21 protein-coding genes and 3 pseudogenes are annotated in these 26,833 nt (G+C 66.1%); 12 read left to right on the forward strand and 12 right to left on the reverse strand.

All coding sequences use genetic code 11. The annotated features are described in order from the left end of the window. Positions 1 to 81 precede the first annotated feature (81 nt). Genes ACXYX3_RS15410 through ACXYX3_RS15420 form a run of 3 tightly spaced genes read right to left on the reverse strand, consistent with a single transcriptional unit; the run spans position 82 to position 2,008 of the window. Positions 82 to 993, reverse strand: coding sequence for an alpha/beta fold hydrolase (locus ACXYX3_RS15410; protein WP_046286740.1), 912 nt, complete (start codon positions 991 to 993; stop codon positions 82 to 84). Continuing rightward, positions 993 to 1,430, reverse strand: a complete 438-nt coding sequence (locus ACXYX3_RS15415; RefSeq protein WP_046286743.1) for a PaaI family thioesterase — start codon at positions 1,428 to 1,430, stop codon at positions 993 to 995. Before ACXYX3_RS15415 ends, ACXYX3_RS15410 begins: the two co-directional genes overlap by 1 nt. A gap of 53 nt (positions 1,431 to 1,483) precedes the next feature. Beyond that, positions 1,484 to 2,008, reverse strand: a complete 525-nt coding sequence (locus ACXYX3_RS15420) for a TetR/AcrR family transcriptional regulator (RefSeq protein WP_008256180.1) — start codon at positions 2,006 to 2,008, stop codon at positions 1,484 to 1,486. A gap of 275 nt (positions 2,009 to 2,283) precedes the next feature. Here ACXYX3_RS15420 and ACXYX3_RS15425 point away from each other — a divergent pair. The 3 genes and pseudogenes from ACXYX3_RS15425 to ACXYX3_RS15435 all read left to right on the forward strand — a co-directional run. Further along, positions 2,284 to 2,652 (forward strand): annotated as a pseudogene (locus ACXYX3_RS15425) (acetyl-CoA acetyltransferase); the annotation flags it as partial. Next, positions 2,649 to 3,785 carry a zinc-dependent alcohol dehydrogenase gene (locus tag ACXYX3_RS15430; protein WP_046286738.1) on the forward strand — a complete coding sequence of 379 codons (1,137 nt, stop codon included), beginning with the start codon at positions 2,649 to 2,651 and terminating at the stop codon, positions 3,783 to 3,785. The pseudogene ACXYX3_RS15425 and the gene ACXYX3_RS15430, both read left to right, overlap by 4 nt. Further along, positions 3,782 to 4,360 carry a carboxymuconolactone decarboxylase family protein gene (locus ACXYX3_RS15435; protein ID WP_036428816.1) on the forward strand — a complete coding sequence of 193 codons (579 nt, stop codon included), beginning with the start codon at positions 3,782 to 3,784 and terminating at the stop codon, positions 4,358 to 4,360. The genes ACXYX3_RS15430 and ACXYX3_RS15435 overlap by 4 nt, the downstream gene beginning before the upstream one ends. Before the next feature lie 260 nt (positions 4,361 to 4,620). Here the strand turns inward: ACXYX3_RS15435 and ACXYX3_RS15440 are convergent, their stop codons facing one another. Continuing rightward, positions 4,621 to 5,877 carry an integrase catalytic domain-containing protein gene (locus tag ACXYX3_RS15440; RefSeq protein WP_176215952.1) on the reverse strand — a complete coding sequence of 419 codons (1,257 nt, stop codon included), beginning with the start codon at positions 5,875 to 5,877 and terminating at the stop codon, positions 4,621 to 4,623. 408 nt (positions 5,878 to 6,285) lie between these two features. Between ACXYX3_RS15440 and ACXYX3_RS15445 the strand changes: the two are divergent. From ACXYX3_RS15445 to ACXYX3_RS15455, 3 genes and pseudogenes are all read left to right on the forward strand, one after another. Further along, positions 6,286 to 6,740: pseudogene (locus ACXYX3_RS15445) on the forward strand (type II toxin-antitoxin system Phd/YefM family antitoxin). 3 nt (positions 6,741 to 6,743) lie between these two features. Beyond that, complete coding sequence (locus ACXYX3_RS15450) at positions 6,744 to 7,178, forward strand: type II toxin-antitoxin system VapC family toxin (protein ID WP_059087301.1); 435 nt, start codon at positions 6,744 to 6,746, stop codon at positions 7,176 to 7,178. Between the two features lie 195 nt (positions 7,179 to 7,373). After that, positions 7,374 to 8,276 (forward strand): alpha/beta fold hydrolase, encoded by a 903-nt coding sequence (locus ACXYX3_RS15455; protein ID WP_458608110.1) that lies wholly within the window; start codon positions 7,374 to 7,376, stop codon positions 8,274 to 8,276. 10 nt (positions 8,277 to 8,286) lie between these two features. Here the strand turns inward: ACXYX3_RS15455 and ACXYX3_RS15460 are convergent. The 4 genes and pseudogenes from ACXYX3_RS15460 to ACXYX3_RS15475 all read right to left on the reverse strand — a co-directional run bounded on the left by ACXYX3_RS15460 (position 8,287) and on the right by ACXYX3_RS15475 (position 15,986). Next, positions 8,287 to 9,701 (reverse strand): annotated as a pseudogene (locus ACXYX3_RS15460) (HNH endonuclease signature motif containing protein). A gap of 48 nt (positions 9,702 to 9,749) precedes the next feature. Next, a complete protein-coding gene (locus ACXYX3_RS15465; RefSeq protein WP_458608111.1) occupies positions 9,750 to 10,517 on the reverse strand; it encodes an ANTAR domain-containing protein in 768 nt (255 codons plus the stop codon). A gap of 124 nt (positions 10,518 to 10,641) precedes the next feature. Next, a complete protein-coding gene (locus tag ACXYX3_RS15470; RefSeq protein ID WP_458612102.1) occupies positions 10,642 to 14,574 on the reverse strand; it encodes a molybdopterin-dependent oxidoreductase in 3,933 nt (1,310 codons plus the stop codon). A gap of 11 nt (positions 14,575 to 14,585) precedes the next feature. Then, entirely contained in the window at positions 14,586 to 15,986 is a 1,401-nt protein-coding gene (locus ACXYX3_RS15475) for a NarK family nitrate/nitrite MFS transporter (protein ID WP_458608112.1), read from the reverse strand. A gap of 211 nt (positions 15,987 to 16,197) precedes the next feature. Between ACXYX3_RS15475 and ACXYX3_RS15480 the strand changes: the two genes are divergently transcribed. The 4 genes from ACXYX3_RS15480 (at position 16,198) to ACXYX3_RS15495 (ending at position 21,038) form a co-directional block, all read left to right on the forward strand. Next, positions 16,198 to 16,551 carry a molybdopterin oxidoreductase gene (locus ACXYX3_RS15480; RefSeq protein ID WP_458608113.1) on the forward strand — a complete coding sequence of 118 codons (354 nt, stop codon included), beginning with the start codon at positions 16,198 to 16,200 and terminating at the stop codon, positions 16,549 to 16,551. A 3-nt stretch (positions 16,552 to 16,554) separates the two neighbouring features. Continuing rightward, complete coding sequence (nirB, locus tag ACXYX3_RS15485; RefSeq protein WP_458608114.1) at positions 16,555 to 19,020, forward strand: nitrite reductase large subunit NirB; 2,466 nt, start codon at positions 16,555 to 16,557, stop codon at positions 19,018 to 19,020. Further along, positions 19,017 to 19,319 (forward strand): nitrite reductase small subunit NirD, encoded by a 303-nt coding sequence (gene nirD, locus ACXYX3_RS15490; protein ID WP_458608115.1) that lies wholly within the window; start codon positions 19,017 to 19,019, stop codon positions 19,317 to 19,319. The genes nirB and nirD overlap by 4 nt, the downstream gene beginning before the upstream one ends. 126 nt (positions 19,320 to 19,445) lie before the next feature. Continuing rightward, entirely contained in the window at positions 19,446 to 21,038 is a 1,593-nt protein-coding gene (locus ACXYX3_RS15495) for an HNH endonuclease signature motif containing protein (protein WP_458608116.1), read from the forward strand. A gap of 1 nt (position 21,039) precedes the next feature. On the opposite strand, the gene ACXYX3_RS15500 is transcribed toward ACXYX3_RS15495, so the two are convergent. Genes ACXYX3_RS15500 through ACXYX3_RS15515 form a run of 4 tightly spaced genes read right to left on the reverse strand, consistent with a single transcriptional unit; the run spans position 21,040 to position 24,475 of the window. Then, positions 21,040 to 21,435: a universal stress protein gene (locus tag ACXYX3_RS15500; RefSeq protein ID WP_458608117.1), complete on the reverse strand. Its 396-nt coding sequence runs from the start codon at positions 21,433 to 21,435 to the stop codon at positions 21,040 to 21,042. Next, positions 21,432 to 22,973: a tripartite tricarboxylate transporter permease gene (locus ACXYX3_RS15505; RefSeq protein ID WP_458608118.1), complete on the reverse strand. Its 1,542-nt coding sequence runs from the start codon at positions 22,971 to 22,973 to the stop codon at positions 21,432 to 21,434. Before ACXYX3_RS15505 ends, ACXYX3_RS15500 begins: the two co-directional genes overlap by 4 nt. After that, complete coding sequence (locus ACXYX3_RS15510) at positions 22,974 to 23,489, reverse strand: tripartite tricarboxylate transporter TctB family protein (protein ID WP_458608119.1); 516 nt, start codon at positions 23,487 to 23,489, stop codon at positions 22,974 to 22,976. After that, positions 23,486 to 24,475 (reverse strand): Bug family tripartite tricarboxylate transporter substrate binding protein, encoded by a 990-nt coding sequence (locus ACXYX3_RS15515; protein WP_241207682.1) that lies wholly within the window; start codon positions 24,473 to 24,475, stop codon positions 23,486 to 23,488. Before ACXYX3_RS15515 ends, ACXYX3_RS15510 begins: the two co-directional genes overlap by 4 nt. Before the next feature lie 149 nt (positions 24,476 to 24,624). Between ACXYX3_RS15515 and ACXYX3_RS15520 the strand changes: the two genes are divergently transcribed. Both ACXYX3_RS15520 and ACXYX3_RS15525 read left to right on the forward strand, forming a co-directional pair. Next, on the forward strand, positions 24,625 to 26,172 hold the full coding sequence (locus ACXYX3_RS15520) for a sensor histidine kinase (RefSeq protein WP_458612103.1): 1,548 nt from the start codon (positions 24,625 to 24,627) through the stop codon (positions 26,170 to 26,172). Continuing rightward, positions 26,165 to 26,833 (forward strand): response regulator, encoded by a 669-nt coding sequence (locus ACXYX3_RS15525; RefSeq protein ID WP_458608120.1) that lies wholly within the window; start codon positions 26,165 to 26,167, stop codon positions 26,831 to 26,833. The genes ACXYX3_RS15520 and ACXYX3_RS15525 overlap by 8 nt, the downstream gene beginning before the upstream one ends.

The following is a 26,833-nucleotide window of genomic DNA, read 5'->3' on the forward strand; positions in this document are numbered from 1 at the left end:
ACGACATCCGCGCCGAATCAGTTGGCATACGAGCAGAATAGGTGGCGAACTGGGATCTCCCGCGCAGCCCGACGACTGGCGTCAAACGGTACGGTCGAGAAAGTCGACGACCGCCGTCGAGAATGCGTCGTTGTTGTCGCCAGCAACCATGTGGCCCGCGCCTGACACGTCAACGGTTTGCGCGTGGGGAACCAAGGTGAGGAAATCCTTCACTGTCTCTTCGGAGACTATGTCCGACAGCAGGCCGCGGACCAGCAGCGCCGGCGCGGACACCTGTCGCGCGCCATCGACAAGGAATGCGCTCATCATCTCGAACTCCTCTGCGCCGTCGTCTGAATCACTCTGCAGGAACTGAAAATTCGACGTCGCAAACGCCGGATCCCATCGCCAGGCCCAGCGACCGTCTCCACGTCGGCGGAGGACTTTTTGAAGGCCGTCGACGTTTTCGGGGCGAGGGCGGTGCGGGTTGTAGGCGGCGATCACGTCAGCGGCCGACTCTAGGCTGTCGAAACCTTCGGGATGGGCCGACATGAACGATAGGACTCGGCGGGCGCCGTGCATCTGCATTCGCGGAGTGATGTCAACCAGGACGACGGCCTGCCATAGCTCCGATGGGGCGAGCAAGTGCGTGCCGAGGATGGTCAAACCGCCCAACGATGCCCCGATCGCGGCAACTGGGCGGGCGGAGCCGGCGTACGCGCGCACGGCCAACAGGTCGGACCCCAGCCGTTCGATGTCATAGCGTCCGTCTGGATCCCAGTCGCTGTCACCATGTCCCCTTGCGTCGTAGGCGGCAACGGTGTAGCCCCGCTGATGCAATCGTTGGGCGGTGACATCCCAGGCGTGCCGGCTCTGACCACCGCCGTGAAGGAGCAACACGACCGCCCGCGGTCCGTCACAGCGGTAGAAGTCGACCGCCAGCGAGAGCCCATCCACCGTGGGCACGCGCTCGACGACAGGAGCGGACAAATCATGTGCTCTGTTTGCAGACATCAAGAGATGGCCTTCGGTGCGACGACGGTGACGGTGCCCTGCGCCGCACACACCGCTCTGCCGTCGTTGCAGATGTCGATACGTGCCACACCGCTGGTTCTGCCCAGCGAGATGATCTCAGCCGTGGCTACACAGGTTCCGCTGGAAACTGGACGAAGCAAATTCAGTTTGAACTCCGTCGTCGCGACCCAGGATCCCATCGGAATCACGGGATAAAACACCACTCCAAGGCAATGGTCGACCATGGCCGACAAGCAGCCGCCATGCAAGTTGCCGAAAGGCGTCTTCAGGTCGTCGCGTGCGTCCATCTCCGCGACGAGCCGTCCAGCAGTGAAGTCAGTGTGCCGGAAGCCGAGGTAACCGGCCAACCCGCCCGTGGTTTCTGCTGCGCTCTGCAGTTGTTCAGCGACCTGCTGGTTGAACGTGGTGAACTGCACAGACATGTCCGGCCTCCTACCTCAGCTGTGGTTGAGACATTACGCCTTGTCTGTCACATCGGTCGACAATGGTCGCTCGCCAGGATTGCGGGAAGGAGAAACCTTGAAAGAAATGTCCGGAGCCCGTCACGACTGCGCTCCCGCGGTCCTCGAACAGTCAGCAGGCTCAGTATCGTGCGGAGAACCCACTCGGCGGCGTCGTCGACGGAGACGCCCGGTTCTACGTAACTCCAGTGTCTCCTGAAGATGGGACGGAGAAACTCGGTGACGAGTTCGAAGAGTGACGTCGAGGTCCCCGCCGCGAGGCCAACGCCGGCGAGTTCCTCGTCGCTGCCGAACAACAATCCGATGATCTCTTCGCGGCGCGCGGCCTCAACTGTGTATTCCACGAAATCGACGAGAGCGGAGCCCAGATCGGTGTGCTCCGCGATCCGGGGGTTGATGCGATCGAGATAGCGCTCGGCGGCGCGAATGATGACGCCCGACATCACCGCCTCCCGATTAGGGAAGTAGCGATACACCGTTGCCCTGGAGACACCCGCTGTTCTGCCGATGTCCTCCATGGTCGTGCCTACCACGCCGCAACTCTCTAGGCACCGCTCGGCAGCATCTAGCAATCGGTCGCGAGCGGAACCACGATCTGACGGCGCGGCGGCACCCCATCGCACCAACTTCGTCGACACAACAGCCAGTATGCCGCGGGCGCACACCATTGTGGCTTGACTGCAGATATGACACCATCGCATTCGTGTCTCACAACAGCCCGTGGCCCTGAGCGAGTGATCGATTGTCGGTAGAAGCGCGTACTCCGGTGGTGGTCGGCGTAGGCGAAGTAACCCATCGCGGGGACGACGTCGTCACCGGCCTCGGTTGGTATTCGACGAAACATTCGGTCGGTGTGTGGTCGGCCACCCCTCCACCAACCGGGTGGCGACTGATCGACACGGCAGACGAACAAGCTCAGATCGATTCATCGCGGCTGGCCGTCGCAGGCGTCGACGAGGCGACCGGTCGCGCGACAGTGGACGGGTACACGGTCGAATACGACCGAGACGGGCGACCTCGATGGACACCGATCATCGCGCACCTGTCCGACGGGCGAAGAGTCGTCGCACGCAGCGACGATCCGCAGATTGCCGAGGCGATGGCGGGCGAGATGTACGTTGGCAGAACGGTTTGCCTCCGAAACACAGGGTCGTCCACGGGATTCGAGCTTCCATGATCGCCGAGGCCATGGTGTTGACCGGACCGCGGAATCTGGAGCGGCGCCAGATGACCATCCCCGACGTCGGTGACCGCGGTGCGATCCTGCGAGTTGAAGCATGTGGTCTATGCGGTACAGATCACGAACAATTCACCGGACACCTGCCTGCCGGCTTCTCATTCGTTCCAGGTCACGAAATCGTCGGCATCGTCGAACATGTCGGCAATGCGGCCAGCGAACGCTTGTGCGTCCAGGCCGGCCAGCGCGTGGCCGTCGAGGTGTTCCGGTCCTGCCGAGACTGCCCGGAGTGTCGCCGCGGCGAATACCGGCGATGTGCGGTGAACGGCATCGCCACCATGTTCGGGTTCGTCGACGTGGAGATCGGCGCCGGGTTATGGGGCGGATACGCCACCCATGTGGAGCTTCCGTGGGACGCGATGCTACTCCCGATTGCCGAAGACATGGACCCCGTTCTCGCCACGTTGTTCAACCCTCTCGGGGCCGGTATCCAATGGGGGAAAACTCTTCCCGACACCAAGGCGGGGGGTATCGTAGCGATACTGGGACCGGGCATCCGCGGGATCTGCGCGGCGGTGGCGGCGAAAGAGGCGGGAGCCGCTTTCGTCGCGATGACCGGCATCGGTCCACGCGACGATCAGCGACTGGCCATAGCCAGATCATTCGGTGTCGACCTGCCCATCGACGTATCGCAGGACGATGCAGTGACAGCGCTCCAGCGTGAGACAGGCGGACAGCTTGCCGACGTGGTCGTCGATGTCACCGCCAAAGCACCCTCCGCGTTCGCCGACGCCGTCGCCCTTGCCAGGCCTGGCGGCACGGTCGTGGTTGCCGGCACCCGCGGCGGAGGCGGCGCGCCCGGCTTTGAACCAGACACGCTGGTGTATAAGGAATTACACATCTCCGGTGCACTCGGCGTGGAGTATCCCGCCTACCGGGCAGCCCTCGAGATTCTGGCCACGCGCCGCTGGCCGTTCGACCGGATCACAAGAGAATCAACCGGATTCGCTGGTCTCGCGCCGCTGCTCAGTTCGCTTGCAGATGAAAATGCCAAATCGAGTGCGGCCCTGCACAACGTCTTCGTGCCCACGCCCTCACAGCATGCGGAGCTTCAACAGAGAAAGGTCACGTGACGAGGACGGAACGCGTACCGATGCTCGACCTTGAGCAGGCCCGGCTGCGGGCTGCCGAGTGTGGGCTGCCCGAAGAGATGGCAGAACTGTCAGTATTTCGCGTGGCACTTCACCAGCCGAGCCTCGCAGTGGCCCTGTACGGAATGCTCGAGGCGCTGCTATTTAACGGTGTGCTCGACGCCCGGCTACGCGAATTGATCATCATGCGCATCGGCTGGGTAACGGGGTCGGTATATGAGTGGACACAGCATTGGCGAATCGCGACGCTGCTCGGTGTGGCTTCGGATGACCTTCTGGCGGTGCGTGACTGGCAAAGTTCCAATCGTCTGGGCCATGCCGAGCGTGCAGTCCTGGCGGCGACCGATGATGTGGTACGTGACGGGGTCATTGCCGAGGAAAACTGGGCCGCGTGCCACAAGGCATTCAATGGCGATCACGCGGTTTTGGTCGAACTTGTCGGAGCGATCGCCAATTGGCGGCTCTTTTCGATCCTGCTTCGATCCTTGAATATTCCGCTTGAGTCGGGTACCGACTCCTGGCCGCCCGATGGGCGAGCCCCTCGACGTGACGATTGAGTAAAAACCGGTTGTTCAGCAATCGCACCCAAGTTGAAGCTCGGTTACCCCTTATGTTCCTAGTCAGTTGTGGGCTATTGAATTTCAAACGGGTAGTTGTGATTTCGGTCTCATAGCCACGGTCTCGGGGTAATGCCACCAACTAAACATGTGGAGCCAACTGTTCTGGGACGCCTACACCAGCCGTGATGCCTCAGATCAAGATGCCCGCGAAATCTGATCCATGCCTCAGGTAAGAATGCCCGCGAAACGGCGTTGGGTCAGGAGGCCTTGATCCGGATGCCTTTGCGGGTGTCGGGTAGGGCGGTGGGGATGCTGGCGAGGTAGAGCTGTTCGGTTTTCTCCTTGGCCAGCTGGAGAAGTCGGTTCTGCAGGTCGGCGATCTGGCGTCCCATCGCGGCCGGGTTCAGGCTGTCGCGGTAGGTCAGGAGCTCCGATTCTTGGGCTGGTGAGAGGACGCCGGCCGCCAGTAGCCGGTCCAGTGGGGTCTTGGGCTGGTCGTAGAGACGGCGGCGCCGGCCGTCACCGCTGCTGGCGTAGCCGATGGGTTTGATGGTGGGGGTCAGGTAGTTGAGCCGGTCGTTGACCAGAGGCCAGAGCCGGTTGAGCACCGCACGTTCCTCGTCGGTGTCGTAGCGGTAGTAGAACCCGTACTTGCGGACGAGATGGTTGTTCTTGGACTCGATGGTGGCCTGGTCGTTCTTCTTGTACGGCCGGGAGCGGGTGAAGAAGATCTCCATCTGCCCGGCCCATTTGATGACGGCTTTGTTGAGGAACTCGGTGCCGTTGTCGAAGTCCAAACCAGTTACCTCATACGGTATTTCATGCACACCTGCTTTCAGGGCGGCCAGGATGTGGGTGTGGGCGTTGTTGCGCACGGTCCGCGTGAAAGTCCAGCCGGTGTGCACATCGGTGAGGTTGAGGGTGCGGGCGAACTCGCCCTTCAACGTCGGCCCGCAGTGCGCGACGGTGTCTCCTTCGAAAAAGCCTGGCGCAGCTTCGATTTCGTCGGTGGCCTTGCGAATCTTGACCGACGAGCGCAACAGCGGCGAGGGCTTGGTGGTGGACTTGCCCTTGATCTGGTCTTTGGCTTTCACCGGCGCCAGATAGCGGTCGATTGACGCCGCGCTCATCGCCAACAGCTCCTCGCGCACCGTCGGGCTGTAACGGTCACGGCCAAAGACCAACTCGCCGTGGCGCTCCAACCCGTCGAGCTGCAGGGCCATCGAAGCAGCCAGGTACTTGCCGCACTGCCCACCCGAGGCGGCCCAGACCTTCTGCAGCACCTTACGGGTGTCATAGCTGTACTTCGGCGAGCGCGGTTTGCGCGGCCGTTTTGCGACACTGCGGCCCGCACCCGGCGGGCGCCTGGCCGCTACCGTGAGCCGCCGGCGGGCGTTATCACGCGACCAGCCGGTCACCTCGACCACCTGATCCAGAATCCGGCCCCGGTCCTTCTTCGAAGCCCTCACATACGCCTTGGCGTACCTGGCGGTGACCTCGGCACGAGACGCCATCGACAACCCACTTCCCATGCTCCACGACGATCACCATTTCGCGGGCATTCTTACGTGAGGCACCGAGGGCGTTTCGCGGGCACTTTTCGTGAGTCAAGCCGCCAGCTGAAGCACGCTCCGTCATACGAATACGATCCAAGGCATGTCGAGGTTCTTCGCGACTCAGGCCAACTGTTACTACTGGGAGAGTCGTTCAATCGGGTCGCTGGCAACAGAACGCCAATGAAGGCGATCGCCAGCAGTCACCGCACACAGCACCTCAAGCAGAGAATTCAAGAGCCCGCTGCTGCAAGCTAGACCCGGCGTCCGACACCGAGGCGCTGCCGCCTCCATGCAGCTGACCACGAACGCCAGCTGCGCCGAAGTCCCACCGGGGACGGCAAACACCTTCCGCCGCAACACCTTCGGATGCAGCTTGGACGGAAGGCCACCAGCCACCATGATATCGACCGTCTCGGCGTCGCCAGCACCGCGGACGAATCGGTGTACCGGCCCGTTGCCACCTCGCCTCCGGCTTGCGCAGGTCAATCTCTCAGGTCGTCGTTGCCACACTCAGGAGTGACATGTACAAATCACGGTTCAGCGAGTGTACAGTTCACGGTGTGGAGGTATCCGTGACCGAGTTGCGCGCGCACCTTAGCGATTGGCTCGATCGAGTTCGGGCTGGTGGTGAGGTCGTCATCACCGACCGCGGGATTCCGGTCGCGCGACTCGCTGCGCTGGACAGCGCAGGCACCTTGGAGCGTCTCACGGCCGAAGGCGTGATTGGCAGGGCCACCGCGCAGCGGCCCGTCGCTGCGGGACGGTCCCGGCCCAGGCCGCGGCGGCCGGTGTCTGACCAGGTCAGCGACCAGCGGCGCTGACCGGTGCCGCTCGTCTACTTCGACGCCAGCGCCCTCGTCAAACTTCTCACCACCGAGACAGGGAGCTCGCTGGCGTCCGCGCTATGGGACGGCTGCGACGCCGCATTGTCCAGCCGTCTGGCCTACCCCGAAGTCCGCGCCGCACTCGCTGCAGCAGCCCGCAATCACGACCTAACTGAATCCGAGCTCGCCGCTGCCGAGCGTGACTGGGAGGACTTCTGGGCCGCCACCCGCCCAGTCGAACTCACCGCGACAATTGAACAGCACGCCGGCCGCCTCGCCCGCGCCCATGCCTTGCGCGGAGCCGACGCTGTCCATCTGGCCAGCGCGTTGGCAGTCGGCGACCCCGGCCTGATCGTCGCCGTTTGGGACCGACGCCTGCACGCCGGAGCCCAAGCCGCCGGGTGCCGACTCGCCCCCGCCCAACTCGACCGCTAATCCGACCGCTCGACGTCAGAGGTGGGTCGACCCCGGCATGGATGACGATCAGGTACCGATTCGCCAGGTCAGAACCCGTGTCGTAAGTGGCCAAGTCCCCCCTCGGACACTCTTCAACTCTCGCCGATGCACGATCGGTCGATGAGCACCGCGCCGCAAGGCAGCCGCGGTCGCGATCGAGGACCGGGGGCATCAGTGAGTGTGACCCACGGCGGCTTCACGAGTGATCGCGCTCGCAATGACTTTCTGACGCTCTACGAGCGATTGCGGGCGCTCGGGCCGGCACCCGCCGCCGCGCACGACCTACCCACGGACTTCGGGATGGTCCGGGCTTACCGGTACGGACCCGAGCGTGGCGTGCCCGTCGTCCTGGTCCATGGGTTCTTCATGACCTCGGCGATGTGGTGGGCTCAGACGAGTGATCTGGCAACGGATTTCACCGTGTACACACTGGACATGCCAGGGCAGCCCGGTGCGAGTATGCAGACCGCGAAGATGGGCGGGCCGGCCGAGGCGGCGCGCTGCCTCGATGCCGTCTTGGCGGGCCTGGATCTGCGCGGGGCGCATCTGGTCGGCCACTCCTACGGGGGCTGGCTGGCCACGCACACAGCGGCACTGCGACCCGAGCGCGTGGTGTCGCTGACATTGATCGACCCGGCGCACACGGTGGTTCGCCTGTCAGGAAAGTTCTGGCGAAGCCTCGCCGTCCTGTTGGCGCGTCCCCACTCCACCCGCGCGGAACGCGCCGCGTCCTGGATAACGGGGCATCCCCCGGCGGGTAGCGATATCGATGTGCTGAGGGCGGTGTTCCTCGCCGGATTCGATGCCTTCGCGTTGCCGGTGAACACGCCTCCACTGCGCTTCCCCGTGGACCGAATGCTCCGGTCGGTCGGCGTTCCGACCCAGGTCCTGTTGGCGGGTAGATCAATCCACAACGCCGACAGAGCGATTCGGCATATCCAGGACGTCGCACCGCACTGGCGGGTTCGCCTGTGGCCCGACGCCACGCACGCCTTGCCCGCCGAGAAACCCGGAGAAGTCAACGCGTGCATTCGCCAGTTCGCGCGCACGTCAGCGGCCGGAGACGGCGAACTCTGAACTCCGGCGGTCACGCCACTTCGTCGTCGGGTGGTGCGGGTCCGCCGGGGCGGTCTCCGTCGGGTGGGCGGAGGAGTCGTTCGGGGGTGTGGTGGGTGTTGACTCTTGCCTGGCCGGTGTCGAGGTTCGGGGGTGGGGTCCATTCGACGTCGTGGCGGTCGTTCATCGTGGTGGTCCAGCCACCGTCTTTCACCGCGCGGTTGTCGGGTGGGCAGGCCAGGCCGAGGTCGTCGATGTTGGTGAGCCCGCCGTCGGCCCAATCCTGGGTGACGTGGTGGACCTGGCAGCCGTACGCGCCGACGGGGCAGCCGGGCTTGGTGCAGCCCCCGTCGCGGGCGATCAGCATGACCCGCTGCGCCGCCGAGGCCACTCGTCGTGTGCGGAACAGGTCCAGCGCGGAGCCGGTGGCCCGGTCGAACACCGCCAAATAGTGCGAGGCGTGCGCCCCCATGCGGATCACGTCCTTGATGGGCAGCCGGGTACCGCCACCCGTCGTCCCGATCCCGGCGCGCGATTCCAAATCCTGCAGCGTGGTCCGCACAATGACGGTCACCGGTAACCCGTTCAATTGGCCCAGCTCCCCGCTCATCAGGGCGATCCGCCCAACCGCGACCAGCGCGTCGTGCTGGCGTTGAGCCAGGCTGCGGTGATCACTGTCGATCTGCGCCTGCGTCGGTGTCCCCGACGTGCAGGGTTCGGGGTCGTCGGGGTTGCACATGCCCGGGGCGGCGTATTTGGCGAAGATCGCCTCCCACACCGCCGCCGCTTCTGGGGTCAGGTCGGCCCGCCACGCGGTCATCCCGTCGCGACCCTGCCGCCCTTCGTCAGCGAGCGTTTCCGGGTGCGTTCGATGTCGTCGGGTTCGGGGCCGTCCTGATCGAGCAGAAACAGCTCCAGATCCGCTGCATCGCGAGTCTCTTTCGGCCCGGCCCCAGTGGCGATACGCACCACATCGGCTTCGAACTGCTCCCGAGTTGTCACGTCGACGAAGCCGGGCAGCTTGTCGACGACCTTGCGGATCACCTCGACATGCTCCGGGGTGATCCGCCCCTGCTCCTGCGCGGCCGCGGTCGCCGGCAACGCCGGCGGTAACGGCGTCCCGGTGATCGACTGCCGGGGAGCCAGCAGCGCCGCTTCTGTCAGCCGGCGGTGCGCTTCGGAGCCGCTGATCCGGTATCGGATCGCCAGCACGTCGCGCCAGTTCTTGGCGCCCATCTTCTGCGGGGTGGTCTCGACCTGCAGCCGCGCCAGGGCGCGATGCCCGGCGGCCGGCAATCGGCAGGACGCGGATTGCAGCTCATCGAGCAGCTCGACGACCTCGGCGGCGGTGGACAGGTCCAGATCGGCGGCGAGCACGGCATCGACACCGGCCCGTAACTGCGCCACCGCCTCCGCCACACCCACCGACATACTTCGAACATACATTCGACCACCGACAAATTCGGCCCACCGTGATTGACGGCCGTGACGAGTTCAAGCGGACGACGGAGGTGGCAGATGGTCGGCGTCGATGAGTTTGCGGGCGATGTCGCGGAGCGGGGTGTTGGTCTCTTGCGAGAGTCGCTTGAGCAGTTGGAACGCTGCGACCGCGTCGATGCCGAAGCGCTCCATCACGATCCCCTTGGCTTGGCCGATCGTGTCTCGGGTATCGATGGCACGCCGCAACTGCTCGGTCTCGGCTACCAAAGCCTGTTCCCGCTTGCCACGACGCGTGTTTTCCGCCGTGTTGACCGCTGTCAGTGCGTGCAGCAGCTCGGCCACCGGACACGTGTCGCCGGCGTCGATGGCCCGGGCCATCAACGAAAGCGCACCCCCGACATCGGCGACCTCCTCCACCTGATGAAATACGCCCAGCAACTCGCCGTGATCGATGATCGGCGAATTGGTCGGGCTCCACACCTTCGGCAGAAAACCGTCGGCCACGGCGGGGTCCGGAATGTCGTAGCGCTGAATCCACATGTCGTGCTTGCGACCCGTGCGCATCGCGGTCTCCAGCGACGCCGCGAGATTAGCGGTGCCGGTGGCTTGAGGGTCGCTGGGATCATCCGGAAAGGCGTCGAACATGAACTGCTCGACGAGTTCATCGCTCTCGCGCAGCGTGGCACCCGCGTACGCCGACGTCACCGCCCGGATTCGCAGCTGGGTGTCGAGCACCAACACCGGCCGGGTGGGGAACTGTTCGCCGACCTTCCTGCCGATTGCATCGAATGCCTGCTGATTGCGCATCCCGAAAGCTCTCACGTCTAGTCGTGTGCGTCCACCTGCTCGAACGCCCCACCCTCCAAAAATTCGTTCCAGGCTACGGCGTCGTCACCGAACAGGCCAGACGGCCACCCGAACTTCTCGACGTAGCGTCCCGAAACGCTCAGTACACGTCGCGCACGTAGCGCTTGTCCCCCACCAGCTCCCGCTTGTACGCGTGCGCGGCCTCGTCGTTCATGCCGCCGTGCGTCCGGATGATCGTGGTCAACGCATCATCGACATCGCGCGCCATCCTGGCGGCGTCCCCACAGACGTAGAAGTGCGCACCGTCTTCGAGCCAGCGCCAGACATCCGCGCCGTAGTCGAGCATCTTGTGCTGCACGTAGACGCGCGTCGACTGATCGCGTGAGAACGCCAGATCCAACCGGTTCAGAAATCCGTCGGACACCATGGCCTGCAGGTCTTCTCGATAGTAGAAGTTCTGCGCTCGGTGCTGATCACCGAAGAACAACCAATTGCGGCCGGCGTGTCCGAGAGCTCGTCGCTCCTGAAGGAACGCACGGAACGGTGCGACGCCCGTGCCCGGGCCGACCATGATCATCGGCGTGCGCGGGTCGGCCGGCGGCCGGAAATGCGGCGACCGCTGCAGGAAGACCGGCACCGCTGTCCCGTCGGCCAGATCGGCCAGGTGAGTCGATCCCACGCCACCGCGCACGTCTCCACCAGGACTGCGGTACCGCACCACCGACACGGTCAGCTGCACCTCGTGCGGACTGACCAGCGGGCTGGAGGAAATCGAGTACTGCCGCGGCGTCAACCGCACCAGCACCTCCTGCCACACCTCGAGGTCAGCACGCACCCTGAACTCGGCCACCAGATCGAGGCCGTTGCGATTCGCTCGCCACCGATCCCACTCCCGCCGGTTCGCGTGCATCCGTCGCACAGAGGCCCCGTCCCGGCCATGCTCCGCGACGAAGGCGACAAGATCGGGCGTCACCGTGCACACGTCGTAACGAGTCACCAGAGCGTCACGCAGCGGCATCGCCACGCCGTCGACCACGACGTCTTCGGTGCCGGCGAATCCGGTGGCCTGCAGCCACATCTCGACGGTGGCATCCGAATTCCGCACGTAGACGCCGAGCGAATCCCCCGCAGCGTAGGAGACGTCGTGCGCGCTGATGTCGAACCCGAACTGTCGCACCTCTTTTGCCGCACCCGGTGGCGTCAGCGCCACGTTGCGGCACAGCGGTGCTTCAATCGGATTCGCCCGCGTGAACGCCATCGGTTGGGACGATGTCCGCGTGTCGGTCGGCGCCGCGCCGGTCAGATTCTCGGCCACCGCGTCGGCCCACCGGGCCATCGGCGCCTCGTCGTGAACTTCGCAGTCGGCGCGCTCGAGCATCCTGGTGGCGCCCAGCGCGGTCAGTCGTGCGTCAAGCGCTTTCGCATGACCGCAGAAGTTGCCGTATGAGCGATCGCCCAACCCCAGTACCGAATAGCGCATCCCGCTCAGTGCGGGGGCATCCGTGGCCGTCAAACGCTCCCAGAACGTCGCTCCATTGTCAGGTGGGCCCCCATCGCCGAACGTGCTGGTGACGATCACCACCTCACTCGCGTCGGCCAGCTCCGCCATGTCGATGTCGTCCATGGCCGACAGCCGTGCCCCGCCGAGCCGGCGGCTGACCCGGGCCGCGAACTCCTCGGCGTTCCCGGTCTGGGACGCCCACAGCACCAGCGGTCCATCCGGCGAGCGCGTATCGGACGCACGGGAGTAGCGGCCGGCCAGCATGCCCTCGACGAACCACCGCGTCTGCTTGCTCAGCGGCGCGTCGGCCGGCAGCACAGGGACGCCCGGTCGACCCTGCTCGACGCCGGCGAAAAAGCCTTGCAGATAGAACTTCTCGTGTTCTGCAACGCCCGGCGCGGGGACTGGGGCCAACCGGACGGCACAGACCTTGAACTCCGGCTGCAAGGACGCGGGGTCGACGGCGTCGTTGGTCAGCGCATTGACGGTGAGATCCGTTCCGTGCTCGTCGTTCCAGTGGAACGGCACCCAGGTGCACCCCGGTCTGACCCGATCGGTGACGACGGCGGGCAGCACCGCCCGGCCACGCCGGGACACCACCTCGACCGCGCTCCCATTCGCGATCTGCGTGGCCTCGGCGTCGTCGGGATGGATTTCGATGAACGGTTTCGGATTCAGCTTGTTGAGTTTGGCGACCCTGCCGGTCTTGGTCATCGTGTGCCACTGATGTTGCAGCCGCCCGGTGTTCAGGACCGCGGGATAGTCGCGGTCGGGCCGTTCCGCGGCGTCGACGTGTGGCCGCGCATGGAACACAGCACGGCGCGATGGGGTGGGGAACGCCAGGCGCGGGCGACGACCGTTGGCGTCGACGTACAGGGGTTGCGAGACACCGTCGTTGACGTAGCGAATCGGGTTGCGGTCGGGCGATCCGGCGGCGTCGCCCTCGGGCGGGCATGGCCACTGCACCGGGGCGTCGCGCAGGCGCTCGTAGGTGATGCCGCGCAGGTCGTAGCCGGTGTCCGGGTTGGTGAACCGGCGAATCTCGTCGAAGATCTCCTCGCTGGACTTGAAATCGAAATCGTCGCCGAACCCGAGGTGGCGAGCCACCCCGCAGATCAGCTCCCAGTCCGGCCGGGACTCCCCCAGCGGCGGAATCGACTGAGCCAACAGCGTCATCGTCCGCTCGGAGTTGACCATCACCGCATCCGCCTCGGCCCACAGCGTCGCGGGCAGCATGATGTCGGCATGGCGGGTGGTGGCCGTGTCGGCATACGCATCCTGCACGATCACCAACTCGGCAGCCTGCAGCCCCTCCAGAACCGTCGCACGATTGGCCACGCTGGCAACGGGATTGGTGCAGATGATCCAGATCGCCTTGATCTGCCCGTCGGCCAGCCTTCGGAACGTCTCGATGGTTCCCGGCCCGACATCGGCGCGAATGGTGCCGGGCTCGAGCCCCCACTGCTCCTCGACGAATGCGCGGTCCTGCGCGGCGAGCACGGCCCGCTGGCCCGGCAGACCGGGCCCCATGTAGCCCATTTCGCGCCCGCCCATCGCGTTGGGTTGTCCGGTCAGCGACATCGGCCCGCTGCCCGGCCGGCAGATCGCGCCGGTGGCCAGGTGCAGGTTGCAGATCGCGGTGGTGCTGGCGGTGCCGTGGGTGCTCTGGTTCAGACCCATGGTCCAGCAGGTCATCCACTCCCCCGCCTCGGCGATCATCGTTGCCGCGGTGCGAATGTCGGCTTCGGAAAGGCCGGTGATCTCCGCGACGCGATCGGGCGGGTAGTCGGCGAGCAAGGCCGGCATCGCCTCCCAGCCCTCGGTGTGCTCGGCGATGAACTGTTCGTCGATGGCGCCGTCTGCGACGAGCAGGTGCAGGATGCCGTTGAGCAGGGCGAGATCGGTGCCCGGCCGGATCTGTAAATACAGATCAGCCCGGTCCGCGGTGGTGGTGCGGCGCGGATCGACCACGATGAGCTTCGCGCCGGCCTTGAGGCGGTCGGCCATCCGCAGGAACAGGATCGGATGACAGTCGGCCATGTTCGAGCCGATCACGAAGAACAAGTCGGTGCAATCGAAGTCGCTGTACGACCCCGGTGGCCCGTCGGCGCCCAACGACTGCTTGTAGCCGACACCGGCACTGACCATGCACAACCGCGAGTTTGACTCCAGGTGAATCGTACGCAGGAAGCCCTTGGCGAGTTTGGTTGCCACGTACTGTGATTCGATCGACATCTGCCCGGACACATAGATCGCCACCGCATCGGGGCCGTGCTCGTCGACGATCGCCCGCAATCGACGACCCGCCTCGGCAAGCGCGTCGTCGACGTCGACCGCCACCGGGTCCGCCCCGCGCGAGGGGCGCAGCAACCCCGTCGTCAGGCGACCGTCGGTGGCGGCCATCAATTCGGCATGCGTCGCCCCTTTGGTACACAGCCGGCCGGCGTTGGTGGGGTGCAGGGTGTCACCGGACACCGTCGCGATCACCGGCGCACCGGTCGCCGAGTCGGGTCGGGTCTGGACCGAGATCCCGCATCCGACACCGCAGTACGAACATGCGGTACGGGTCAGGTGGCTCGAGGTCACACGCCGACCTCACCCAACCGGGTGCTCTTCCGGATGTAGAAGAACCACGTCACGATCAGCAGCACGATGAAGAACCCGACGTAGAACTGCAATGCGGGCTGGATGGTGCCGAACGAGGATTTCGACCAGGCGTAGGCCAGCGGCACGATGAACCCGCCGAATGCCCCGACCGAGGAGATGATGCCGAGGGCTCCGGCGGCCTGGCGCCGCATGTGCACCATGGTCTCCGGTGAACCACCAGCGTCTTGCCCCTTGATCAGGAAGATCTTGGAGATCATCCGGTAGGTCGAGCCGTTGCCGATGCCGGTCGCCACGAACAAGAACATGAAGGCGATGAAGAACACCGGGAGGTTGACCGCGCGGACCGACCACAGGGCCGCGGCCGCGCCGACGGCCAGCATCACGAAACTCAGAGCGGTGATGCGCGCGCCGCCGATCCGGTCGGAGAGTTTCCCGCCGAGAGGACGGGCGATCGAACCGATGCCGGCGCCGAGGAATGCCCACGTCAGCGCGATGTCACCGCGGCCGAACACCGCCTTGAGCAGCGTCGGAAATGCGGCCGAGTAGCCGATGAACGAGCCGAAGGTGCCGATGTAGAGCAGCGACATGATCCAGGTGTCCGCGTGGCGAAGCGACTGGAACACCGGTTTCACGTCGGCCTTCGCCTCGGTCAGGTTGTTCATGAACAGGAAGGCACACACCGCCGCGGCCAATGCCAACGGCACGTAGAACAGCCCAGCCCGCGACAGTGCGACGCCGCCACCGGCCACCACGACGATCGGGATGATCTTCTGCGCCACCGCGACACCGATGTTGCCGCCGGCGGCGTTGAGGCCCAGCGCCCAGCCCTTCTCCCGCTCCGGATAGAAGAACGAGATGTTGGCCATGGAGGACGCGAAGTTTCCGCCACCGAATCCCGCAGTGGCCGCGATCAGGCACAGCGCCACAAAGGGGATGTCGGGATTGCTCACCGCCCACGCCATCAGCAGGCACGGGATCAGCAGCAGCATCGCCGAGATGACTGTCCAGTTGCGGCCACCGAACACCGGAACGGCGAAGGTGTAGGGGATGCGCAACAGAGCGCCGACGCCGCTGGGCACCGCCACCAGCCACAGGGCCTGCGACGTCGTCAGCGCGAAGCCGGACGCCGCGGCGGCACCTCCGGGTCCTGCCGTCATCTGCACCACGACGATGCTCCACAGCAGCCATACCGAGAACCCGATGTGCTCGGCGAAGATCGAGAAGATCAGGTTGCGCCGGGCGACCGGTTTACCCACGGTGGACCAGAATTCGGGCTCCTCCGGTCGCCAGTCGTCGATCCAGTGCCTGCCGCGCCGCGGCGGCGCCGGCGGGGCGACGGCCACAGCCTGCGCGGAGTCGCTGTCGGTGACGGTCATGGTTTCTCCTACCGGGGGAAGGGGCGGTTGGGGTTGAACCGAGTGAACTGCCGCGCGATTCCACACCCGTTGCACCTCGATGACGCGGCGGAAAACTCGCCCTCACATCCGTACTGAGCTCACCGTGAGGCCGTCGTCGAGTGAGCGGGGGTATCCACAGGCGCAGCGTCACCGAAACCGGGCGGAAACACGGTGCTTCTAGCTTCGCAGCATGTCCGACGGAAGCAGTCCGCAATTCCTGCAAGGCACTTTCACCTTCACCGGCAATGGCTATGACGCGCCCTTGCCGGTGAACGCCTCGCTCAGATATCAGGTGCCCGCCGGCGCCGTCGCCCAACCGGTGTACTTCCGGGGCGGCAATTCGAGCGACGAGATGATCAGCGTGGTGCTCTACCGGGACGGCGTTCCGATGCGGTACTTCCCGATCGCCGCGAAGGGCGCCACCCATGTGGCGCTGCGGGTGGTCGAAGATCTGCTCGCCGACACCGTGCTGGAGATCTGCGTGGCCGCCCCCGACGGGCTGGCCGGCACGATCGTCGTCGATCTCGGCCTGGTCGAGGTGTAGAGGATGGCGCAGCGGCTCGTCGTCGTCGGCAACGGCATGGCCGGCATTCGCGCGCTCGAGGAGATCCTCGCCCGCGGCGGTGGTGAACAGTTCCAGATCACCGTCTTCGGTGACGAACCCTACGGCAACTACAACCGCATCCTGCTGTCGAACGTGCTGGCCGGGGCGGAAGATCCGACCGACATCTACCTCAACACGCTGGACTGGTACGCCGACAACGACATCGAGTTGCGTGCTGGGGTGCGCGTCGTGCGACTGGACACCTTCGCCCATCTCGTGCACGCCGATGACGGAACCACCCTGCACTACGACAAACTCATCCTCGCGACCGGCAGCCGCTCGTTCTTCCCACCGATGGCCGGGCTGTGGGCCGACGACAAGACGTTGGCCGACGGCGTGTTCGGGTTCCGCACCCTCGACGACACCGCGGCGATGATCGCCGAAGCGGCGCACCGCACCAAAGCGGTCGTCGTCGGCGGCGGCCTGCTCGGTTTGGAAGCCGCACGAGGACTCCAGAAACGCGGCCTCACCGTGGATGTCGTGCACGCCGGTCCCACGCTGATGAACGCTCAGCTCGACGACCCCGCCGGGGCGATCCTGCGGGCGTCGGTGGAATCGCTGGGCATCGGAGTACACACCGAGAAGCGCACCAGCGAGGTCCTGGTGGCCGACGGCAGCCTGACCGGTATCCGGTTCGCCGACGGTTCCCAGTTGGACTGCGACATGCTCGTGATCGCTGCCGGTATCCGGCCGAATGTCGGTCTGGCCCAACGGGCCGGGCTCACGGTCGAACGCGCCGTCGTCACCGACGATCACATGCGGTCGGTGGACGACGACGACGTCTACGTCGTCGGTGAGTGCGCGCAACATCGCGGGCAGGTCTACGGTCTGGTCGCGCCGCTGTGGGAGCAGGCGCGGGTACTGGCCGACCATCTCACCGGTGCGGACGTCACGGCCGCCTACCACGGATCCCGGGTGGCGACGAAGCTCAAGGTCGCCGGCGTCGACGTCGCCGCGATGGGCGTCAAGGCACCCGAACATCCCGACGACGAGTTCGTGCAGTACAGCGAGCCCAAACACGGCGTCTACAAGACGGTGGTGATCCGCGACGGCAAGCTGGTGGGCGCCACGCTCGTCGGTGACGTCTCGAAGGTCTCGTTCCTGACGCAGGCCTTCGACAGTGGGCTGCCGCTCCCCGATGAGCGGGTGGCGTTGATGTTCGACATCGGCACGCCCGACGTCGGCGTTGGGATCGCCGAGCTGGCCGATGACGCGCAAGTCTGCAACTGCAACGGTGTGTCCAAGGGGGCGCTCGTGGCGTGCGTGCGCGACGGCGAGAGTTCGGTCGCGGGCGTGATGGCGAAGACGAAGGCCGGCAAGGGATGTGGCTCCTGCAAGGAGCTGGTCTGTCAGGTCGTGGAGTGGGCCGCCGGTGGCGCCGTCACCGAGGACCCGTCGGCATCCTGGTATGTGCCCTCGCTGCCGTATGACAAGCCGACGCTGATGCACCACATCCGCGAGCTCCGATTGCATTCGGTGTCCTCGGTGTTCGCCGCACTCGCGCCCGACGGCAAGCCCGACGCCGGCTCGAAGATGGCGTTGGCGTCTCTGTTGGACATGATGTGGGCCGACGAATTCGTCGACGAGCGCGACGCCCGGTTCATCAACGATCGGGTGCACGCCAACATCCAGCGCGACGGCACGTTCTCGGTGGTGCCGCAGATGAAGGGCGGGGTGACCAGCGCAGCGCAACTCCGCAAGATCGCCGATGTCGCCGAGAAGTACGACATCCCGATGATCAAGTGCACGGGCGGGCAGCGCATCGACCTGCTCGGGGTGCGTAAGGAGGATCTACCGGCGGTGTGGGCCGATCTGGACATGCCGTCGGGTTACGCCTACGGCAAGAGCTTCCGAACCGTGAAGACCTGTGTGGGCAGTGACTTCTGCCGGTACGGCGTGGGCGATTCGACGGCACTGGGCATCGCGATCGAGGAGCGGTACCAGGGGCTGGCGAGCCCGGCGAAGATGAAGCTGGCCGTCACGGGGTGCCCGCGCAACTGCGCGGAGGCGCTGTGCAAGGACCTCGGGGTGGTCGCGGTGGACGGCGGCCGCTGGGAGATCTATGTCGGCGGGGCGGCCGGGGCGCACATCCGCAAGGGCGACCTGCTGGCGACGGTGGACTCCGCCGACGAGGTGATGACGCTGACGGGCCGGTTCCTGCAGTACTACCGGGAGAACGCGAACTGGCTGGAGCGCACATATAAGTGGGTGCCGCGGTTGGGTATCGACCACATCCGCGCGGTGGTCGTCGAGGACAGCGACGGGTCGGCCGCGGGGCTGGACGAGCGGATGCAGAAGTCGGTGGACGCGTACCGGGATCCGTGGAGTGACGGGCGAGAACCGCAGACCGAGGGTCAATTTCGCACGGCACTGCCGCTGTTACCGCTGCCCCAGGTACCAGTGCGATGACTGTGGAGGTCGGCAGGCTCGACGAGATCCCGGTCGGCGAAGGACGCACGTTCGCGGTCGACGGACGCCAGGTGGCGGTCTTCCGGCTGCGCGACGACTCGCTGCGCGCACTCGACGCCGTGTGTCCGCACCGCGGCGGGCCACTGGCCGACGGACTCACCGACGACTGCGTCGTGGTGTGCCCCCTGCACGGGTACGCCTACGACTTGTCCACGGGCGCCGAGACGTCCGGGACAGATCTCGCGGTCCGCAGCTACCCGGTGCAGGTGTCCGACGGCGCCATCCGGGTCACGCTGTAGCGCCCTACCACAGAGGTCCGACACGAATCGCGCTGCGACACTGCCTTATCCACAGAGTCGGCGTTATCCACAGATGGTCGCGGACGCTGTGGCGAGGTGCAGCGGTACCCGAATAGATTCGACGGTATGTTCGATCGGTTCGTCAGCAGCGCCGCCACCGCGGGTGAGCGGGTGCGGGCGTACGCGCGGATGGAGAACGCCGCTTGCGCGGCGCGGTTGTCGGCGATGGCCGATCTGCTGGAGCAGGCCTACGCCGCGTCGGGGTCGGCCGAACGGGAGCAGTGGCGTTGCGACAATTGGTCCTCGGTGTGTGCGCAGATCGGCGCGGCGCAGATGCTCACCGGCGGAATGGTCAACGCGCTGCTGACCAACGCGGTCATCCTGCGGGATCGCCTCCCCGAGGTCGCTGCGGTCTTCGCCGAGGGGCTGATCACTTACCTGCTGGTGCGCACCGTCTGCGATCGGACCTCGCTGGTGCAGGACCCTGCCGCGCTGCGGACGATCGACGCCGAGTTGGCCGAGCAGCTACGGCACTGGGGTGCGAAGTCATTGAGCCAGACCGAGGCCGACATCGACACCCTCGTGCTGCGCCACGACCCGTACGCGGTACGCCGAGCCGAGGATGCGGCGCGCACGACGGGCGTCACCGTGCACACCGATGGCACCACTGGAGTCGCTCATGTCGACGCGACCGTCACCGCCACCGACGGCGAGGCATTCGACCGGCGCGCCGACCTGCTGGCCCGCACGGTGTGCGAGCGTGATCCACGCACGCTGGATCAGCGCCGCGCGGCAGCGCTGGGAGCGATGGGTTTCGGCTGGGACCGGTTGCCCTGCATGTGCGAGCAGCCGGATTGCGACGCCGCCGCCAGACCGCCTGTCGGCGGGGTCGTCATCCACGTCATCGCCCGTGAGGACGCCGTCGCAGGCTCCGACAACGCAGCGACAGCTGATCGTGCGTCGAACGAGAAGACCGATTGCGCCCCGACGCCCCCAGCAGGCGACCTCACCGCGCAGCGTCGCGCTCTGGCGGGCAGAGGACCGAGGCTGCTGTCGAAACCGTTGCGCGACTACGCCCTCCCCGAGCTCATCAGCGATCTGAACGCGGATGCCGGGGAGTTCGGTTCGGCGTCGCCGGGGATCGTCATCGGGGGTCCGGTACTGCCCGCGGCCGTCGTCGCTCACCTCGCGATGAACGCCACGATCGCGAGGTTGACACATCCGGGCAAGGCTCCACCGGAACCCCGGTACCGACCCTCGAAAGCACTGGCCGACTTCGTCCGATCTCGAGACGTGACCTGCCGCCACCCGGGTTGCACCCGACCGATCGACGACCTCGACCACACGATCCCCTACCCCTGGGGTCCGACGTGCGCGTCGAACCTCGCCGGCTACTGCCGACACCACCACCTGTTGAAGACCTTCTGGCCGGGCTGGGCGACCGTGCAGTGTCCCGACGGGACGATCGTGGTCACCGACCCGGACGGCCAGACTTCGACGAGCTACCCGGGGAGCCGAATGCTGTTTCCCGAGTTGTCCGAGTCCACCGCACCGGTAAGCGGGTGCGGCACCCCACCGCCGAAATCCAGCACAGGCCTCACCATGCCGAAGCGGCGGATCACCCGTGCGGCGGCGCATCGCCAGCGCGTCGACGCAGAGCGACAGCGCAATGCGCCGTGGGCGGAACAGCATCTGCGCGAGTCGATTCCACCGTTCTGAGTCAGTCCTCGGCGGGTTTGACCGCCAGTACCGGCTTGGGGCATTCCAGGATCAGCTTCTGCGCGACGCTGCCGAGCAGCAGCTTGCCAACCGGGCTGCGGTGACGGATGCCCACGACCAGCAGCTGCGCGTCGTCGCGATCCATCGCCGACAAGAGTTCATCCGCGGCGTCGACACCCACCGGCTGCGTCAGTTCAAAGGCCACTCCGCAGTCCTTCAACCACGCTTCGACGTCGTGCACCTGCGCTTCCCCGGCGAACCTCGAATCCACATAGGAATCACCGGATGTCGCATTGATGACGTACAGGTCGGTGTCGCGCAGCTTCGCCTCGGAAATGCCGTGTTCGAGCGCGGCCTGGCCGAACCGGTCAGCGGTGTATCCGACAACGATGGTCACAGCTGGCCCGCCTTTTCCTTCTGATCCTTATCGTCCTCGACCACGAGCAGGGCCTCCTCGCTACGGTGCATCAACCGCAGCACCAGCGGCGCCAGCAGCAGCAACGCCATCAGGACATAGGTGACAATCGCGACCGGCTCGGTGAACAGGTTGCCCCAGTCACCGCCGCCGAGCTGAAGGCTCTGCCGCAGTTGACGTTCGATGCGTGGCCCGAGAATGACGCCGATGATCAACGGGAGCACGGGAAGTCCGAATCGCCGCATCATCAGACCCATCAACCCGAACACCAAAAGCAGAATCAGGTCCAGCGGTTGCAGGTTCACCGAGAACGCGCCGAGCGTGGCGAAGAACAGGATGCCGGCATACAGGTACGGCCGCGGCGTGCGCAGCAGCTTGGCCCACAGCGGCGCCAGCGGCAGGTTCAGCACCAGCAGCAGGAAATTGCCGATGAACAGGCTCGCGATCAACGTCCAGATCAGCAGCGGCTCCTTCTCGAACAGCGTCGGCCCCGGCTGGATGCCATAGGACACGAACGCCGTCAGGATCACCGCGGCGGTGGCATTGGTCGGTAGGCCGAGTGAGAGCATCGGCACCAATGTCCCTGCCGCCGAGGCATTGTTGGCCGCTTCGGGTCCGGCGACGCCTTCGATGGCTCCCTTGCCGAACTCCTCGGGATGTTTGGAGAGCTTCTTCTCGGTGATGTAGCTCAAGAAGGTCGGCAGCTCGGCGCCACCGGCGGGCAACGCACCGAACGGGAACCCGAACGCGGCACCGCGCAGCCACGGCTTCCACGAACGTCCCCAGTCCTGCTTGCTCATCCAGGGCCGCCCCACGGGGATCACATCCGCCGGACGGCGGCGCAGATGCGCGGCCACCCACAATGCCTCCCCGATCGCGAACACGGCCACCGCGATCACGACGATGTCGATTCCGTCGGCGAGCAGCGGGATGCCGAACGTGGCGCGCGGCTGGCCGGTCAGCGAGTCGATGCCCACGATGCCGATCGCCAGGCCCAGCAGAAGCGAGATCAACCCGCGCATCTTCGACGAGCCGAGCACCGCGGTGACCGCGACCAGCGCGAACAGCATGATCGCCAGGTACGACGGCGCGCCGAGCGTGACGGCGAAGCGGGAGATGGTGGGCGCGAACGCGGCCAGCAGCGCGGTACCGATCGACCCCGCGACGAACGATCCGATCGCTGCCGTGGCGAGGGCTTGCGCCGCCCGCCCCGCTTTCGCCATCTTGTTGCCCTCGATCGCCGTGATCACCGACGACGACTCGCCCGGGGTGTTCAACAGGATCGAGGTGGTGGACCCGCCGTACATGCCGCCGTAGAAGATGCCGGCGAACATGATGAACGCCGCGCTGGGGCTGACGTTGTAAGTGATCGGCAGGAGCAGCGCCACGGTCATGGCGGGCCCGATGCCCGGAAGCACGCCGACCGCGGTGCCCAGCAGCACGCCGATCACGGCGTACAGCAGGTTCATCGGAGTGGCGGCCTCGGCGAAGCCCTGGAGCAGCCAGTCGAAGTTTCCCATTTACAGAATCCCATCCAGAATGCCTGCGGGCAGCGGGATTCCGAGCCCGGAGTAAAACCCGTAGAACGTGCCGACGGCCAACACGGCACCGATCGCGACGTTGCGCACGTAATGCTTGCTGCCGAGCACGGTGGCGCACCCGGCGAAGAACAGCGCACCGGCGATCGCCCAACCCAGCGGCTCCACCAGCACGATCAGCAGGATGAAGAGCCCGACCAGCAGGCCGACGGTGCGCCAGTCACTGGGCATGTCGGGATCGATGTCCTCACCTGCATCGGCCTCGCCGCGGGAGCCGCGGGGAATCGCGACGGCCAGCACCACCGCCATCAGCAGCAACCCGATGCCGATGGCGATCGGGAACAACCGGGGCCCCACGGGATCCACCTCGGCGTAACCGCCGGGCATCGTCACCCCGTCGAAGACCAGGAAGGCTCCGACGATCACCATCACCACGCAGACGACGTACTGCGCGTAGTCCGGACGAGCCGGCGCCGAAGTGTCCTGTTTCTCGCTCATACCAGCCCCAGATCCGTCAACGTGGTCTCCACCCGGCGATCCTGCTCTTCGAGAAAGTCCTCGAACGGCGCTCCGGTCATGAAGGCGTCGGTCCACCCGTTCTTCACCAGCGCTTCCTTCCAGGCATCGGTCGCGTGCATTTCCTCCAGCACCTTGATCAGTGCGTCGCGGTCCTCATCCGAAATCCCCGGCGGTGCAAGCACTCCGCGCCAGTTGGTGAACGTCAGGTCGATTCCCGCCTCCTGCAGGGTGGGTGCGTCGACACCGTCGACCCGCTCATCGCCCGAGACCGCGAGCACCCGGACCTGACCGGATTCGATCTGGTCGACGTACTCACCGAGGCCCGAGGTGCCCGCGGCGATCTTGTTGCCGAGCAATGCCGTCAGCAGGTCGCCACCGCCGTCGTAGGACACGTAGTTGACCTTGGTCGGGTCCACACCCGCCGCCTTGGCGGTCTCCATCGGGAACAGGTGATCGGGACCGCCCGGATTCGAGCCACCGCCGACGGTGATCTTGGCCGGGTCCGCCTTCCACGCCGCGATGAAGTCGGCCAGCGTCTTGAACGGCGACGAGGCCGGCACCAGGATGCCCTCCTGCTCCTCCACCATCTTCGCCAGCGCGGTGGCGCTGGAGGCACGGGCCTTCGAACCGTTGGTGAACGTCGCCCCCACCACACCCAGACCCATCATCATCATCAGGTCGCCGTTGCCTTTTTCGTTGATCAGCCGAGCCATCGCGACAGTGCCGCCGGCGCCGATCACGTTGAAGACCTCGACGCGGCCGGTGATCTTCTCGTCTTCCATGATCTTGACCGCAGTGCGGGCGGTCAGGTCGTAACCGCCACCCGGGCTGTTCGGCACCATCATGCGTAACCGGTGCAGCCCGGTGTCCTCGCCACGAGTCACACCGCACGCCGTGAACAGCAGCGCGGCAATCACGGCGAGGACGATGCCGGCGACCGGCGTACGCCGGCCCGATGCGAACATGTCGTCCTCCGTCAGTCGATTGTGATGCTCAGCAATACTGGACCCCGGCAGTGATTCAGGTCACGCATAAGAACGCAAAGGAAATTCTGGTCATTAAGAACATCCCGCTCGCCCGCAGCCTCGCCGCGCAGTTCCTGGCGTTTCAGCTGATGGTGGTCGCGGTCGTGCTGATCGCCGTGGGGGCGGTTTCGGTGGCGCAGTCGACCAGCGAGTTCCGGGAGGCACGGGGGACACGGATGATCGCGGTGGCCGAGAACATGGCCTCCACCCCGATCGTGCGGGAACGCATCGAACGCGCACCCGCCGATCCCTTCGCCGGCCGCATCCTGGCCCCGGAGGTCGACCGGGCGGTCGCGCTGTCGGGCGCGACCCTCGCCGAGATCCTCGCCCCGGACGGCACGGTGTGGGTGTCCTCGGATCCGTCGCGGGTCGGTGCCCGGGTGGACCTCGGGCCCAGCCGCGCCGACGAGGGGCGGGCCTGGTACGGCGATGCGGACGTCGACGGCAGGCACAGTCTCATCGGCCAGGTGCCGATCCTCTCCGCCGACGGGGACGTACTCGCCATCGCGTCGGTCAGCGAGGGTTATCCGTCGGTATGGGACCTGCTGTCGGGCGCAGGCGAGGGGCTGCTGATCTACCTGGGCCTCGGGGCTGCACTCGGCCTCATCGCCTCCTACCTGCTGTCCCGCCGGATCAAGCGGCACACGCGAGGTCTGGAAGTGGCGGAGATCGCCAGCCTCGCAGATCACCGAGAGGCGTTGCTGCACAGCATTCGAGAAGGCGTGATCGCGGTCAACACCGACGGGGAGATCACCGTGCTCAACGACGGCGCACAGGAGTTGCTCGGAGTCGGCGCCGACGCGGTCGGCAAGCGGGTCGATCGGGTGGGGATCGACCCCGCGGTGGTGGCGCTGCTGATTCCGGGCGAGTCGGCCGAGGACACGGTGATCGCAACCAGGACACGGTTGCTCGCACTGAGCCGTCGTGCCGCCACCAGCGGCGGCGAACGCATCGGTACGGTGACCACGATGCGCGACAGCACCGAACTCGCTGCACTGCAGGGCCAGTTGTCGTCGCACAAGAGCGTCACCGACACCCTGCGGGCGCAGACACACGAATTCGCCAACCAGCTGCACACCATCTCGGGCCTGGTGCAGCTCGGCGAGTACGACGCGGTGCGTGACCTGGTCGGCACGTTGACGCGGCGCCGCGCCGAAATCAGTGACGCCGTGACACAACGCATCTCGGACCCGGCAGTGGCCGCACTGTTGATCGCCAAGACCTCGCTGGCTGCGGAGAGCGGCGTCGCGCTCGAGCTGACACCCGAGTCGCACCTGGCGCCATTGGAGCCCGCGCTGGCCACCGACGTGATCACCCTGCTGGGCAATCTGATCGACAACGCCGTCGACGTATCGGGCGGAGCGCCCCGACCCGTGGTGACGGTGGAGATCGACGACAGCGACGGACTGGAGATCATCGTGGCTGACACCGGACCCGGAGTGCCCGAACACCTTCGGGAGGCCATCTTCGCGCGCGGAGTGACGTCGAAACCGGAGGTACCGGGCGGGCGTGGTATCGGGTTGGCTCTGGTGCGACTGGTCACCGCCGCGCACGGGGGCACCGTCGGTGTCCGCAACGTCGCCGACGGCGGCGCCGAGTTCACCGTGCGGCTGCAGGCGGTGCGCACCGATGCGTGACGTGCTCGTCGTCGACGACGACTTCATGGTCGCCGAGATCCATCGCCGATTCGTGGACCGGGTGGACGGATTCCGCGTCGTCGGGGTGGCGCGGACGGGCGGCGAGGCTCTACGCGCAGCGGGCGAACTCCGCCCCGATCTGATCCTGCTCGACGTCTACCTGCCGGACATGACCGGACTCGACGTCCTGCAGCGGTTGCGGGCCGACGGCGACAGGGTGGGGGTCATCATGATCACCGCGGCGCGTGAACTCGACACTGTCAGCGGTGCGCTGGACGGCGGCGCGGCCGACTACTTGATCAAGCCCTTCGAATTCGACCAGTTGCAGACCAAGCTGGTGGCCTTCGCGGCACGGGCCGACGCGCTGGAGTCCGCAAGCGGTGTGGACCAGTCGCTGATCGACTCGCTGTTCGGCGGCCCGACGGTGACACCCGCCGCCAAGGTGCTGCCGAAGGGACTCGGCGCCGAGACCGGGGAGCTGGTGTTGGCCGCGGTGCGCGATGCCGGCGAGGTGTCGGCCGCCGAATGCGCTGAGCTGGTGGGCATCTCACGCGTCAGCGCACGACGCTACCTCGAGCACTACCTGAGTACCGGCACGGTGGAACTGCGTCTGCAGTACGGCGTGGGGCGCCCGGAGCGACGGTACCGGCTGGTGCGGTAG

It is taken from the genome of Mycobacterium sp. Panama NTM2 (assembly GCF_054355555.1).